The 15210-nt window shown below is 52.1% G+C and carries 11 protein-coding genes; 7 read left to right on the forward strand and 4 right to left on the reverse strand.

The genetic code is table 11. From position 1 onward, the window contains the following. Positions 1–360 precede the first annotated feature (360 nt). A complete protein-coding gene (locus ACTCIA_RS09340; RefSeq protein WP_463001544.1) occupies positions 361–711 on the forward strand; it encodes a TraR/DksA family transcriptional regulator in 351 nt (116 codons plus the stop codon). A gap of 36 nt (positions 712–747) precedes the next feature. On the opposite strand, the gene ACTCIA_RS09345 is transcribed toward ACTCIA_RS09340, so the two are convergent. From ACTCIA_RS09345 to ACTCIA_RS09355, 3 genes are all read right to left on the reverse strand, one after another. Next, entirely contained in the window at positions 748–2346 is a 1599-nt protein-coding gene (locus ACTCIA_RS09345; RefSeq protein ID WP_463001545.1) for a peptide chain release factor 3, read from the reverse strand. A 376-nt stretch (positions 2347–2722) separates the two neighbouring features. Next, positions 2723–4210 (reverse strand): D-glycero-beta-D-manno-heptose-7-phosphate kinase, encoded by a 1488-nt coding sequence (rfaE1, locus tag ACTCIA_RS09350; protein WP_463001546.1) that lies wholly within the window; start codon positions 4208–4210, stop codon positions 2723–2725. Beyond that, positions 4207–4797 (reverse strand): D-sedoheptulose-7-phosphate isomerase, encoded by a 591-nt coding sequence (locus tag ACTCIA_RS09355; RefSeq protein ID WP_463001547.1) that lies wholly within the window; start codon positions 4795–4797, stop codon positions 4207–4209. The genes rfaE1 and ACTCIA_RS09355 overlap by 4 nt, the downstream gene beginning before the upstream one ends. Before the next feature lie 808 nt (positions 4798–5605). Between ACTCIA_RS09355 and ACTCIA_RS09360 the strand changes: the two genes are divergently transcribed. Continuing rightward, on the forward strand, positions 5606–6559 hold the full coding sequence (locus ACTCIA_RS09360) for a GSU2086 family protein (protein ID WP_463001548.1): 954 nt from the start codon (positions 5606–5608) through the stop codon (positions 6557–6559). Positions 6560–6574: 15 nt separating this feature from the next. Here ACTCIA_RS09360 and ACTCIA_RS09365 read toward each other — a convergent pair whose 3' ends face one another. Then, positions 6575–7627 (reverse strand): glycosyltransferase family 9 protein, encoded by a 1053-nt coding sequence (locus tag ACTCIA_RS09365; protein ID WP_463001549.1) that lies wholly within the window; start codon positions 7625–7627, stop codon positions 6575–6577. Between the two features lie 134 nt (positions 7628–7761). Between ACTCIA_RS09365 and ACTCIA_RS09370 the strand changes: the two genes are divergently transcribed. The 5 genes from ACTCIA_RS09370 to ACTCIA_RS09390 all read left to right on the forward strand — a co-directional run bounded on the left by ACTCIA_RS09370 (position 7762) and on the right by ACTCIA_RS09390 (position 15160). Next, entirely contained in the window at positions 7762–7923 is a 162-nt protein-coding gene (locus ACTCIA_RS09370) for a hypothetical protein (RefSeq protein WP_463001550.1), read from the forward strand. Positions 7924–8620: 697 nt separating this feature from the next. Then, complete coding sequence (locus ACTCIA_RS09375) at positions 8621–9514, forward strand: transglutaminase-like domain-containing protein (RefSeq protein WP_463001551.1); 894 nt, start codon at positions 8621–8623, stop codon at positions 9512–9514. Positions 9515–9541: 27 nt separating this feature from the next. Further along, on the forward strand, positions 9542–12613 hold the full coding sequence (locus ACTCIA_RS09380; protein ID WP_463001552.1) for an Ig-like domain-containing protein: 3072 nt from the start codon (positions 9542–9544) through the stop codon (positions 12611–12613). Then, positions 12580–14343: a cadherin-like domain-containing protein gene (locus ACTCIA_RS09385; RefSeq protein ID WP_463001553.1), complete on the forward strand. Its 1764-nt coding sequence runs from the start codon at positions 12580–12582 to the stop codon at positions 14341–14343. Before ACTCIA_RS09380 ends, ACTCIA_RS09385 begins: the two co-directional genes overlap by 34 nt. Before the next feature lie 46 nt (positions 14344–14389). Further along, the gene (locus ACTCIA_RS09390; protein ID WP_463001554.1) at positions 14390–15160 is read left to right on the forward strand and encodes a rhodanese-like domain-containing protein; all 771 of its coding nucleotides are present in this window, start codon (positions 14390–14392) and stop codon (positions 15158–15160) included. Positions 15161–15210: the final 50 nt, after the last annotated feature.

Genomic DNA, 15210 nt, shown 5'->3' on the forward strand with positions numbered 1-15210 from the left:
CCAATATCTGCGTTACGCGCAATTTCTCAGAATTTCACGTACGGATAAGTACGCTGCATTCTTCGAAATTGCGCAAGCCTTGATCTTGAACTTTTTACGTCACCATCTGAAATCAGACTTTTTACGGTGATAGCAAATCTGCTTGGTTTACAATTTTGGGAATAAATCTTCATTTATAAAATTAACCTTGTATTTGTTGGTGTCAATTTTCGGGGTTGCAATTTGACCGGGAGTGAAGACAAATTATGATTGTGTGGATATGCGTTTTCGGATAAAAAAAATTGTATTTGTTTCAAAAAGGCAACGTGTCAGGGGGTGAAACGGGTGGTTTTCAAATGATCCGGAAAGGATTTTTTTATCTTGCGAAAAGACATCGACCTTGCAAAATTTCAAGAAGCACTGGAAAAGCGCCTGGAAGCCATTGAAAGCGGGCAGGCCGACAAAAAAGACGACAGCGCCCCCCTGGAACTGGACCAGGCGCGCACGGGCAGGCTTTCGCGCATGGATGCCATGCAGCAGAAAGCCATGTCCCGGGCTGCATCCCGCCTGGCTGAGCAGGAGCGCAGGCGGATTTACAAGGCGCTTGAGCGCATGAAGGAAGGCGATTACGGGTATTGCGTTAATTGTGACGAGGAAATTGCAGAAGGCCGTCTGCGTTTTGATCCCAGTGTGGCAACCTGCATTGAATGCGCACGCAAGGCGGAAAAATAGTATATTTTCATCCTCCGGGACTGGGCGGGCAGGGAATTATTGATATTCCCGGGTCTTTAAAAAGGTAATGTCCGGCCATTGCTCGGACTCATAATTGAGCCGCCACAGGGTCGGGGCGAGATAGACCAGCTCCCCCCGGGCATCGGTTGCCAGATGGGACTGGCAGGCTTTTTTAAATGCATCCAGCTTTTTTTTGTCACTGCACCGGACCCATCGGGCTGCGGCATACTCGGCGGGTTCATAGGCGGCATCCACACCGTATTCGGTTTTTAGCCGCTCCATGGTCACGTCAAACTGCAGCACACCCACCGCCCCAAGAATCAAATCGCTTCCGAACACCGGCTGAAACAACTGAATGGCGCCTTCTTCAACCAACTGGTGAACTCCTTTTTTCAGCTGCTTGGCCTTGAGCGGGGATTTGAGGCGCACCCGGCGGAAATGTTCCGGGGCAAAGCTGGGCACTCCGGTAAACCACAGGGGTTCTTTTTCCGAAAACGTATCCCCGATGCAAATTGTGCCGTGGTTATGGATGCCGATAATGTCGCCGGGCCAGGCTTCTTCGGCAAATTCCCGGTCCTGGGCCATAAAAGTGATGGGATTGGCCAGTTGGACGGTTTTTCCGGTCCGGTGGTGGCGCACCCGCATGCCCCGTTCAAATCTGCCGGAACAGATGCGCAGAAACGCGATCCTGTCTCTGTGGGCCGGATCCATGTTGGCCTGGATTTTAAACACAAAACCGGAAAATTCCTTTTCCTCAGGATAAACCATGCGGGTGGCAGCCGGCCGGGGCTGGGGCGGCGGGGCGATTTCCACAAATGTGTCCAGCAGTTCGCGCACGCCGAAATTGTTGACGGCGCTGCCGAAAAAAACCGGTGTCTGGCTGCCGTTTAAAAAATCCGCCATATCAAAGGGATTGGCCGCACCTTCCAGCAGTTCCACGTCCTGGCGCAGTTCGGCGGCCTGGCTGCCGAGGATTTCATCCAGCCTGGGATCACTTGTGTCCCGGATGGTCAAAACATCGTCCGGAAGACGTTCCTGGCCCGGGGTAAACAGGTTGAGTTCCTTGCGGTAAAGGTTGTAGGTGCCCTTAAACCGCTTTCCCATGCCAATGGGCCAGGACAGGGGGGCGCACTCGATTTGCAGGGTGTTTTCAATATCATCAATGATATCCAGCGGCGCCATGCCTTCCCGGTCAAGCTTGTTGATAAAGGTGATGATCGGGGTGTTTCGCATCCGGCAGACTTCCATGAGTTTGCGGGTCTGGGGCTCAACGCCCTTGACGCTGTCAATCACCATGACCGCGCTGTCCACTGCGGTCAGCACCCGGTAGGTGTCTTCTGAGAAATCCTGGTGGCCCGGGGTGTCCAGCAGGTTGATTTGGCAATCCCGGTAGGAAAACTGCATTACGGAGCTGGTCACGGAAATGCCCCGGGCCTGCTCGATGGCCATCCAGTCGCTGGCTGCATGCCGGGTTGCCTTGCGCGCCTTGACCGATCCGGCCATCTGAATGGCCCCGCCAAACAACAGCAGTTTTTCTGTTAACGTGGTTTTGCCGGCATCCGGATGGCTGATGATGCCAAAGGTGCGGCGCCGGCCCGTCTCCTGACGGTTTTGTTTTTCTGATATCGCGTTCATGTATGCAACTCTGTTGAATTTTTGGCCCGGGTTTTTCCGGAACCGTGTCTGATAAAATCCTGTTTAAAGGACAAAAAAGGGTTGTGACGACAAAAAATCGGGAGTCGTTAAGGCGGCGGCAGTATGGGGAATTTATATCCTTTCATGGCGTTTTTCTATACGCGCCATGAAAGGATATGTCAATCATATTTAGTTGTCCTGAAGGGTCAGGATGTCCACGCGGTCCACGGGTTGCATGGAAATGTTCATGGCGGCCTCCTTTGCTGCGCATTGTCATTGACCGGGGCTTGGGCAAAAGGCGGCATTTTTGCAGCCGGCCGTTTGGACCCGGTTATACCCATTTGATCATAATTATGAGCATAAGACCAGAAAAAAATTATGCGCCGTTGTTTCGGGGGCCGCCGCGGATGCGTTCGATGAGCAGGGAAGTGGACTGGTTGGGCAGAAAATCCACAAGCACAACCTCGCCGCCGTATTTTTCCACAACTTCTCTGCCCACCACCTGGTCCATGCGGTAGTCTGATCCTTTGACAAGCACATCGGGTTTGATGGTGTGAATGAGGTTGACCGGTGTGTCTTCGTCAAAAAGCACCACCGCATCCACGCAGTCAAATGCGGCAAGCATGGAGGCCCGTTCATGCTCGGCAATCAGCGGGCGGTCTGCGCCCTTTAGCCGGGCAATGGATGCGTCGGTGTTAAGTCCCACCACAAGCAGATCCCCCTGGGCCGCAGCCTGGTTTAAAATATGGAGGTGGCCCACGTGAAGAAGATCAAAACAGCCGTTTGTAAACACGATACGTTTTTTGCGCATGCGCCACCACCGCACGTGTTCGGCAAGGGTGTTTGTGTCCATGATTTTGTTTTCAAGCGGGGGGGACAGGGACTCCACCAATTCCGCCGGGCTGGCCGTGGAGGTGCCGGCCTTGCCCACAACAATGCCGGCAGCTGCATTGGCGATCATGGCAGCGGTCTGAAAATCCATTTTTGCGGCCAGACACAATCCCAGGGCAGCCACCACTGTATCGCCGGCACCCGTGACATCATAGACCTCCCGGGCCCGGGTATCCACTCGCTTCAGGCCGTTTTCCGGGCTCCACAGGGCCATGCCCAGCTCTCCCAGGGTGATGAGCAGGGCATCGAGCCGGCAGTTTTCACACAAGGATTTTGCGGCTTCAGCCATTGCGGTTTCATCCAGGGGATCAACAGCGAGGCCGGCTGCAGTTTCAAATTCCAGAAGATTGGGGGCAATGATGGAGGCCCGGCTGTATCTGGAAAAATCTCTTGATTTGGGATCCACCACCACCGGGATATTGCGGCTTCTTCCTTTTTCAACAAGGGTTTGGATAACATTGTCAGTGAGCACACCTTTGGCATAGTCGCTGAGCAAAATGGCATCCGGCGGCTCAGCATGGTCCAGGGCATCAAAAAGCGCCTGCCGGGTTTGATCGTCAATGGGTTCCGTGTTTTCCCAGTCCAGCCGTATCATCTGCTGGCGCCGGGACATGACCCGCAGCTTGCGGATGGTGGGGCGGTCCGGGACCCGGATCAGGCATTGGGTATCAATGTTTTTTCCAGCGCACAGTTGAGCCAGGGCATGGCCCGGGGCGTCCCGGCCGGTGATGGCCGCCAGGGTCACCCTGGCACCGAGTTCGGCCAGTCCGTTTGCCACATTGGCGGCCCCGCCCAGGCGCTGGAACTGGTTTTCCACGTTGACCACCTGCACAGGGGCCTCGGGGGAAACCCGTTTGATGGCACCTTCGATATAATCATCCAAAAACGCGTCGCCCACAACCCATATATGCAGTTTTGGGGCATGTTCGAGCAGTTCCATGAGACTGCGGGAAAGCAGAAAAGCAGGTTTCATGAAGGTTTCCTTTCGGCCCGGGCATTGGTCAGCCCGGTTTCAATGGCCTGGGCAAGACCGTGCAGGCAGATTTCATGGACTTCCTGGATCCGTGCGGTGCGCCTGGAGGGCACGGCAAACAAAACATCGGCCAGCTCCGCCAGAGCCCCGCCGCCTTCACCGGTCATGGCAATGACCTTGATGGCCATTTCCCGGGCGGTTTCAGCAGCCCTGACCACGTTGGGGGAATTGCCGCTGGTGCTCAGGGCCACAAGTACGTCCCCGGCACGGCCCAAAGCCTTTACCTGGCGGGCAAAGACCTGCTCAAACCCGTAGTCATTTCCCAGGGCCGTGATAATGGAAGTGTCCACGCAAAGGGCAACAGCCGGCCACGGGCTTCTTTCCTTTTCATAACGGCCCACCAGTTCAGCGGCAAAGTGCTGGGCATCAGCGGCAGATCCGCCGTTTCCGCAGATCATCAGCTTTCCCTGGTTTTGCAGGCAGTGAATACAAACGTCCAGCGCCGTATCGAAATTTTTTTCAAATGATGCCAGCGAATCACCGAGCACCTGGTTGTGTTCAGACACAATATCCATAAATGTTTTCATGAAAATTCCTTTTCCTCCACATAGCTTTGCAGGCTCCGGGCCTGCTCGTGGAAAAGCTGTAACTTTTTTTGGTGCTGTATCTTCTGCTTTGTTTTTTCAGGAATTCCTTTGAAATTTTTTCCTTTCCGGATTCGCTGCCGCATTTCGGCAATGTCTGTAGTCCGGTGTTTTTATAATTCGTAAGATTTTACAAAAACACACACACAAAGTCAAAAAACAAATGAATACCCGCATGTTTCAGGCCCAGGGCCGGTTTGCGCAAAGGGTATGCATATATCAAAATCTCAACTTTCTGGCTTTTTTTTTCATGCATCAGATCTTCGAGCTCACCGATACGCTTTACCAACAATGCCGGCAAACATTTACGTTCCGAAAAGAATACTGAAATCAACTGCGGTGCACAATCCGGCTTCATGTATTTCCTGACTGGCAAAGCCTTCTCACATAGCGTTTCTGGGATACAGCTACCTGAAAACTTCTGAAAATCAATCCTTTTTAGAGCGATGGATTCATTCGTTTATTGAAAAAAATCCGCGCCTTTTCAAGAATCGATCATAGCTTTGTGCGTGCTTGTAAACATTTGGATAAAATTCCAGATTATTTCAGCCGGGGATATCTCAGGTTCGCATAAAATATCCCGGCCACAAGTTCCGGGTGAAAATTTCACTTCGAACTTGGCTTTACATAAAAATTGGAATTTGATAAACAAGTTAGGATAAAACAGCTTGTTCTGGTTCGACCTGCCGGGTCCTGTTGCCAGAAATTCGGCTAATCAAAGTCGCGGCCATGAGGAAAAGGAAAATGATCAATGCACTATTTCCAGGAAAGCAATCTGGATAACAATAAAACCTACTCAGCAAAAAACCGGGCCTCCAAAGTCAGATCCGCATTCCAGGCCAGGCCATTTGCGGAAGGGGCTTCTTTTCGGACTTTCCTCGATAGCCTGCCCCATGTTTTCAGGGCAGACGATCTGCGAAATCTGGCGCTGGCAGTCATTGAAGCCAAAGAAAAACAAAAACCGGTTATCGCCATGATCGGCGGTCATGTCATCAAAACCGGCTGCACCCCCGTTCTCATTGATCTGGCCCGAAACGGCTTTATCACACATTTTGCTTCCAACGGCTCTGTGGCCATACATGATACCGAGATGGCATGGTTCGGCCACACTTCCGAAGAAGTCTGTTCACAGCTTGAAACCGGCATGTTCGGCATGGCCCATGATACGGCTGAATTTGTCAATAAGGCCGCAAAATGTGCTGCTGATAACAAAACTGGTTTCGGCACCGCCCTGGGATTTCTGCAGAAAGAGGCAGAGTTTCCCTACATTGACCGGGGCTTGATTGCCAGCTGTTACGGACTTGGCATACCTTTTACCCTGCATGTCGCTTTGGGTACGGATATCGTTCATCAGCACGCTTCTGCCGACGGTGCGGCCATTGGTCAGGCGTCTCTCAGGGACTTTCGCATCCTGATATCCTCTGTGGCCGACCTTGGCGGAGGCGGCGTTGTCGTCAACCTTGGCAGTGCCGTCATCATGCCGGAAGTTTTTCTCAAATGTCTGGCTGTGGCCCGGAACCAGAGAGATGATGTGCGGGATTTTACCACTGCCAATTTCGACATGATCCAGCACTATCGGCCCCACGCAAATGTCCTGCATCGACCTGTTTCCCTTGGCGGACAGGCGTTTGCCATCACCGGGCACCACGAGATCATGATCCCGATGCTTGCCGCCGCTATCAAGGAATATGCTGTCTCAAAATAACAAAGCAGTAGAGGCTCAGGCGCCCTGCATCCATTGATCCAGCATATCGGTGACGTCTTTGACGGTAATGCGCGCCATGGTTCCCTCATCTCGAACCCTTAGCCCCCATGGCATTTGGTCGGGTGTTTTATCATACTTGTCCCTGACGGCTTCATTATAGCGATTGACCACATATTGTTGGCTGAAGTAAGGCCGGGCCCGATCCGGATTGGTGGTGGCATACAGACCAATTACGGGCGTGCCGGTGGCCGTGGCCATGTGTGCCGGCCCTGAGTCCGGGGCTATAACCAGTTTTGCGCCTTCCAGTATCGCCAGCAGCTGCTTAAGATCGGTTCTGCCCACCAGATCAATCACCCTGGTTTTTGACTGCCGTCGGATTTCATAGGCATAGCGTCTTTCGATGTCTGTGTCCCCACCGACAATCACGGCCTTTAGCCTGTATTTGTCCGCAGCATAATCGGCCACGGAAGCATAACCTCCGCTGAACCAGTTTCTGTAGTTCATACTGGAACAGGGGCTGATCACAATATAATCATTAACACCGAACAGGTATTGTTGTGCCTTTTGTCTGGCGTGCTCCGGAATCGGGATGTTCCATTCCAGACACTTTTGCCTTATGCCCAGTGCCTCGGTGAAGCCGAAAAAGCTTTCCATTACATGCTGTCGGTCTTTACAGGCGATACGATGATTTGTAAACAGCCATTGCCAATCCTTGGCCCGGACACGGTCAAAGCCCAGGCGGATATCGGCCGGGATAAGGCAACTGGCGGCACTGGCACGCAATGCCATCTGCATGTGCAGCAACACTTCAAAATGCCGCCTGCGCATTTGTTGATAAAGGTCGGGATAAGCCTTCAACCCTTTGCTTTTATCAAATACCACAAACTCAATACCGGGAATATCGCCCACCATACTGTGTTCTGTCTTGCCGATTATCCAGGTAATGCGGGTTTCTGGCCAAGTTCGCTGTATGGTCCTGGCAACAGGAAGGGTATGGCAGATATCGCCCAGAGCCGATAGCCGCAATATGCATATGGATGCGGGTGGATGTGTAAGCGGTAGCCTCATAATATGGTTTTCCCGAATATAAAATAAATGCAAACGAACATGCAAAATCCGGAAGACACCCGGAACGGTCTTCCGGAAATCATTTTTCGACCGAAACTACCAGAAACAAGAAATGAATCCAAGGCTTTTTGGAAATGAGCGTGGGACGCGTGCTACAGGAATTGGCAACAACTAAAACATTTAAAAATAATGGCACCGTAAAAAGCTTTTTATCGCGTCCGCTGTTTTTGCAGGAAGAAAGCCCTGCGGCCGGGGTCAGTTTTTTTGCTCCTGAGCGTTTACGGAAGTTTCCGTAAACGCTCAATGTCGCGTTAAAAACCGCCCCGCCCCTGAACTTCCCTGGAAGTTCAAGATCAAGGCTTGCGCAATTTCGTAGAATGCAGCGTACTTAATTGGAAGTATCCGGCACCGGATCAATTGCGGGCAGAGCGCGGCTGTGGCAACCGGGTTCCGTAACAGCATCACCGAGAACCGGATTGCTGACAGTGGCTGCGGGGTCAGGGTGATCCGGCGGGATGTTCTGGAGGAAATTCCGGTTTTCGATGGCATGCACCGTTTTCTCCCCACCTTGCTCAGGGCCCAGGGCTGGAAAGTAGTTGAAGAACCAGTGAATCACCGATTTTATAGAAATTTTGGTATTCTTATTCTGATTTATTCGTTAATTTAGAGAAAATTGTATTTGTTATCTATGGTTTATTTGTACATTTGAAAAATCAAATATTAAAATTTTTTCTTGACAACCTCTGAAAAGAATGGTTTTTCCGTACACAGAAAAAGCGAATTACCATAATCTGTAATCCATCAATTAAAGAGTAATAAACGCATCTATATACGGCTGTTTGTCTTAAACAATATCCAGGTTGTTTCATAATCGGCATAGCCGATTTTTATAAAAAATTCGGCAAAAGTCCTTATAAAATCCATAACCATGCGGCCTTTTTGAGACCCGCCCCAAGAAGCCGGGGATTCGTCCCTGACAGAAAGACAATCCGCATGAACCAAAAATTCATATGGATATTTGTTGCCACCCTGCTTTTGGTAATCGTTGCCATATGGAGCGCAAACCGGCAAGTACAGAAAAACGCTGACTCACCCGGGAAAAGTTCAAGGCAGATCCGCTACAGTTTTACTGTTAAAAATACAACCAACAGCACGGCCGAAGATGTTTCCCTCTGGACTTATGCACCTGTGGGGAAAACTGCCCGTCAAACATTGAAAACCATCAAATCCTCTCACCCTTATCACCTGACCCGGGATTGTTACGGAAACCGGGTACTTTATTTCCCGCTTGAAAACATTGCCCCTTTTGCTTCCAAAATTATCACCGTGAAAACAGATCTCCTTATAACGCAAAAGCCTGCGAAAACCGCCTGTCCTGATGGCTGCAGAGAATTTTTGCAGCAGGAATTCCGTGTCCAATCCCGTCACCCGGCTATCAAAGCCCGTGCGTCATCTCTGAAAAGGGCCGACCGTTTGGCCACGGCAGAAGCCATTTATAAATGGGTCTCCAGTCATATGGAATACAGTGGATATGTCAAACAGCAGCAAGGGGCCCTTTATGCTTTGACCCGGGGGACGGGCGACTGCACGGAATATATGGACCTGTTTGCCGCTTTGTGCCGCGCGGCAGGCATACCCTGCAGAAGGGTGGGCGGATATATCTGCGAGAGAAATACGGTCCTGCAACCTTCGGGCTATCACAACTGGGCCGAAATTTATGTCAACGGCCAATGGCGTGTGGCAGACCCCTGGAACCGTGTGTTTATGGAAAAAGATTCGGTTTATATTGCACTGCACATTATCGGCGACCAATGTGCAAACCCAATGAAAAATCACAATCTTTTCCGGGTTTGTGGCCAAGGCATCAAAGCAGAAATGAACTCATGACAATTTAAATTCCGGACGAGGGGATCAATGAAGAAAAGCTTCGGCTTTCATCTGAAACCGTTTTTGTTTGCAGCCTTTGCCGGGTGCGTGATTCTATCAATGTTTCATACGGCATCCGCCGCAGAATCCATTTGTGCGGTCGTCAAAATTGAAATCCGCCAGGAACTCACCCTGGAGCGGCAGGCTTTTGACGCGCACATGAAGATCAATAACGGCCTTACCGGTCTGTCCCTTGAAAACGTGGTCGTCGAGGTCATTTTCAGCGACCAGGACGGCAATCCCGTACTGGCCTCCTCTGATCCGGACAATACCGACGCGGCGTTTTTCATACGCCCGGATTCTGAGAAAATTTCCAACAGCGGCAACAACACGTGGGATATCGATCCGGTCGCGCCCTTATCCTCTTCAGATCTTCACTGGCTGATCATCCCGGCCCCTGGCACGGCAGACGGGCAAAAGAACGGAAAGCGCTACCACGTAGGGGCCAGTCTGACATATACGCTTGGCGGCGAGCAGCACACCACTGAAGTGAGCCCGGATTATATTTTTGTCAAACCCCTGCCGCAGATTGCCCTGGATTATTTTCTCACCCGGGACGTATACGGCGATGATGCCTGGACACAGGCGGTGGAACCGCCCGAGCCTTTTACCCTGGGGGTACGGGTCAAAAATAACGGCAGCAGCACCGCACATGATCTTAAAATCGATTCCGCCCAGCCGGAAATCGTGGAAAACGAACAGGGGTTGTTGATTGATTTTAAAATCCGGGGCTCCCGTGTTAAGGGAAAGCCGGCAAAAGACAGCCTGCTTGTTGAATTCGGGGATATTGAGCCGGGAGATGCGGCAGTGGGCCGGTGGATCATGACCTGCACCCTGTCCGGCGAATTCAAGGATTTTGGAGCAACAATATCCCATGCCGACGAACTCGGCGGAGAACTCACTTCCCTGATCCGGCAGGAGGATGTTAACACGCATTTTCTCGTAAAAGACGTGCTGGTCGACCTTCCCGGAAAAGACAATATACGCGATTTTCTTGCAAGAGACGCCGGCAACCTGAAGGTTTACGAATCAGACAACGCGGAAGGCGGCGTATCTGATCAGTCAGCGGATTCGGGCATTGCCCGCCTGGAGACATCAGGGACCCGGTATTCATACGAAGTATCCACGCCGGATGATCCCGGCTTTATTTACATAAAGCTTCCCGACCCGCATGACGGTGACAAACCTTTAGACAAGGCAACCCGCAGCGACGGCAAACACGTCAGGCCGGAAAATGCCTGGCTGTCAAAGCAAAGAAAGGAAAACCCGGAAGACGGCTGGAATTATTTTGTGAACCTTTTCGATGTCAACACTACGGGCAGTTATGTTCTGGTTTTTGATGATCCCGCCCAGGGCAACCAGTCACCGCAGATCCAGTTCATTCCGGACAAAATCATCGCAGAGGAACAACAGGTTTCGTTTCCGGTTGAAGCAACCGATCCAGACGGCACAATGCCGGAATTGGTAGTATCCGGTCTGCCGGCAGGCGCTGAGTTTACCGATCTTGGCGAGGGCTCGGCCATATTTGAATGGACCCCGTTCATGGGGCAGTCCGGGACCTACCGGCTGACTTTCAGTGCTTCTGACGGTCAACAGCAGGACAGCCAAGCCATGACCATTGCAGTCCATCCGTTTGGTGATACAGACGCTGACGGAATGGATGATGACTGGGAGCGGGAATATTTCGGCAATCTCGGGCGCGACGGCAAGGGATACGGCCGGCTTGTGGAAAAAGCGCAAAACATACCCGCCGGGGAGCAGGACCGCACTTCCTGGCAGATTGGCCAAAGCCTGGATGAAAACAAATGGTATTACTGGCGGGTCCGTGCCACGGACGGGGCGGCTTACAGCCTGTGGGCCCATGGCCGTTTTTTTGTCAATGCACAAAATCAGGCACCGGGTGTATTTCGTATAAGCCGGCCCGCAGACGGCACAGAAGTCAATGCCCTGCGCCCCGTGCTTGAAGTGACAAACAGTACCGACCCGGACAATGACACGATTGCCTATAATTTTGAAATCTATACAGATTCCAGCATGTCTGTTCCTGTGGTCTCGGCCGCGGACATATCTCCCCTGGACGGACCGGTGAGCCAGTGGCAGCCTGACATCGAACTTGAAGACGGTTCTGTTTATTACTGGCGCGCGGTTGCCGAGGACGAACACGGCGCTGAAACCACAACCCAAGCCGCATCATTTACCATAAATACCGCAAACCAGGCACCCGCACCACCGGAGATTGCTTCACCCGAAGCCGGATCCGTTGTGGCGAGCCCGGAAACCGATTTGGTGGTCAACAACTCCACAGATGGCAACGGAGATCCGCTTTCCTATTATTTTGAGGTGGACACGGATCCAGCGTTTAATTCCCCTGAAATCGTTCAGTCTCCGGAAATTACCCAAGGCCTTGATGCCACTTCATGGTCAATCGCCGGACTTGACGAGGACACCCGGTATTTCTGGCGGGCAAAGGCAGATGACGGCCGGGCGCAAAGCCGGTGGGCATATGCAAGCTTTTTTGTAAATACCCAAAACACGCCGCCATCCCGGCCTGTTATCAAAAATCCCGGCAGAAACGCATGGTCCGGAGTGCTGGCACCAAAACTATCAATGCACCCGGCGCGCAATCCGGATGCAGACGATATCGTATATACTTTTGAAATCTGCAAGGATCAGAATTGCCAGGATCCGATCATCCGGGAAGAAGCCGATGCGCCGGTATTTGAACCCGAAAATGAATTTGAAAACAATACCATCTATTACTGGCGGGTGCTTGCCGCGGACAAGCAGGGACAAAGCCCTGGCTGGAGCCAAACCGCAATGTTTTTTATCCGCCAGACCAATCAGGAGCCCGTTATTTCAGGAGCCCCTGAAACCGCTGTATATCAGGACGCAAATTACAGTTTTACGCCAACAGCCCAGGATCCTGACCCGGGCGATCAATTATTCTTTACCATCACCAACAAACCGGACTGGGCGCAATTTGATCCTGAATCCGGTTCATTAAACGGAACCCCGGAAATGAACATGTGGGCATTTCAGAAGATATCGTCATTACGGTAACCGACGCTGCAGGCGCCAGTGCGTCTCTTGGACCTTTTGATATCCAGGTTATCAATGTCAATGACCCGCCTCAGGCTGCAGATGATGCTTATACCATAGCCGAGGACAGTCCGCTGGTGGCAGATGCACCGGGCGTGCTTGAAAATGACCGGGATGCGGATCCCGGGAGCACGCTTTCCGCCCGATTGGTTGAAAGCACGGCTCACGGCAGCCTGAACCTGAACGAAGACGGATCATTTACCTATATACCCGGAGACAATTACCACGGAGAAGATTCTTTTGCCTATGTGGCCACGGACGGCACGGCGGATTCCGATATTGCAGCGGTTCATGTTACGATCACGCCTGTCAATGACAGTCCGGCGGTCTCTGATATTGAGGATGCCGTAATATCGGAGAACACAGCGGTTTCAGGTGTGGCCTTTACTGTAAGCGATCCGGAAGATGCGGCCGGAGACATTGAAATATCGTTTTCTTCAGACAACCAGGACCTGATCCCGGACGAAAATATCGCTGTCAGCGGATCAGTCGGCAACCTTGCCATAACTGTCATGCCCGCCCAAAACCGGCACGGCAGCGCGCTGATAACCGTAACCGCAACGGATTCAGAGGGAGCTGTCACTTATATCAGCTTTACCGTGGAAGTTGCACCAAGGACAGATCCGCCGGTTGTCCGCTACTTTATCCTGAACCCGGATCTGCTTACCGCAACGCTTTTCGTGACAAGCCTGGAGGACGGCAACCATATCACCGCAGGCGCTGAAAGTCTGGAACTGGATCAGTATGAATCGGCAGCCCTTTCCCCCACCCATCTGGACCCGGGGGATGTTGTTGCCGGCACCGGCCATTTCAGCATCTGCGGCAACGCGCCTGAAACCGCGATGCCGGTTCCCGAGGCCTTTGCCGGCAGGCATTTTGTCATTCCTCATATCCAGGGCGAACACATATATTATATTTGCAGCCCGTACGGCGATTCATCCGTCAGCATTGATCTCGGCAGCCGTACGGAAAACATCTCAATTCCCGGAGGCGGGGTAAAAGTTTTCAATGCAGGAAAAAACAACTCCATTTCCTCGGTCATAACAGCGGACATGCCGGTGGTCATCTCCCATACAGCCGCATGGAATGCCGGATGTGTGAGCGCAGTCATGGATGCTTACCCGGTTGCCCCGGCATCCAGGGACATTTGGGGAGTTCAGGCGGACAATACCCATATCGGGGCAATGGCGGACAACACCACGGTAACCGTTCTTCGTGCCGATGGCACCCGGGAATATTATCTCATGGATGCCGGCTCTGTGATGAAAGTACCCGGTGGTCGGCCCGGTTTCCTCCCGAAACCCGGAAAACCGGACAGATCTGTTTACATAACAGCGGACAAGCCCATTGGGGCGGTGCAGAAAAACGCAAAATACGGAGATGGCGCAACCGTGCTGCTCGAAAGCGCGTATCTGGCCAGGCAATATGCCATACCCATGGATGCAAAATCCATCACCGTGGTGTGCCCGGACCCGGATACTGAAGTAAAACTGCACAATAAGGAAAGCAATCCGGTGATAAAAACCTGCGGAACACCCGGCGATACACCGGCAAGTGTGGATTTCCGCTCCAGGGGACGCCGCCGCCGGATCAGGGCCGGCGCCTATCTTGAAAGCACCAGGCCGGTTTACGTGATCTTTGAACCGGACAACCACTTGTTTGAAAAGAAAAATCTTTTGGGCGCGGAATAGGCGGAAAGGGAAAAATAGTCAAATGAAGCAGGCGATTGCAGGGATAATGATTATTGCAGTTTTTTTTCCGATGCCCGCCGGCATTGTCACGGCAGAAGAGGGCAGGGCTGTGTTTGTCAGCCCGGAGTATATTGCCGCACAAATAAAAAGCAGCCGGGAAATACTGCTCGTGGATGTGCGAAAAAAAGCAGAATTTGAACAAATCCGCATCCCCGGGGCCATCCGTATTCCGGTAGACTTTATAAAAACCAAGGCCTATCTGAAAAGCAAAAACATCGTGCTTGTAAACAAGGGATTTAGCAGCATGCCGCTGGTTTCTGCCTGTAAAGACCTCGGCAATATGGGCTTTGATGCCCGCATCTTAAGCGGCGGGCTCAAGGCCTGGGTCGCCAAAGGCCTGCCTGTCAGAAAAGAACCTTTTGCCCAAAGGACACTGGCAATGGTTTCTCCGCGCAGGGTTTTCCAGCAATACGCCGCCCGGTCCTTTCTGCCGGTGGATATTTCCGGTTTGCAAGCCCCCGTGGCCTTTGACAATACGGTATACGTCAATCCCACCGGCAAGGAGCTTATCAGCGTCGTGGCCGGGTATCACAAAAACCATCCGCATCATTCGGTGCTCATATTCAACCAGGCGGGCACTGGTTACGCAACCTTCAGAAAAAAGATCAAATCCGCTGAAATCAAAAATGTCTTTTTTCTCACAGGCGGCATGAAAGCCTATGTCAAATATCTGGAAAACCGGGAACGCGCCGGCGCGCCAAAAAAAGAAAGAATAAAATCGACCCGTCAGACGCCATGCAGAAGCTGTGAGGACTGATCCGGCAGGACCGGCTGGTCACCGGGCCGGTTCAGATAAATCCAACCCTC

This window comes from Desulfosalsimonas sp. (assembly GCF_055149105.1).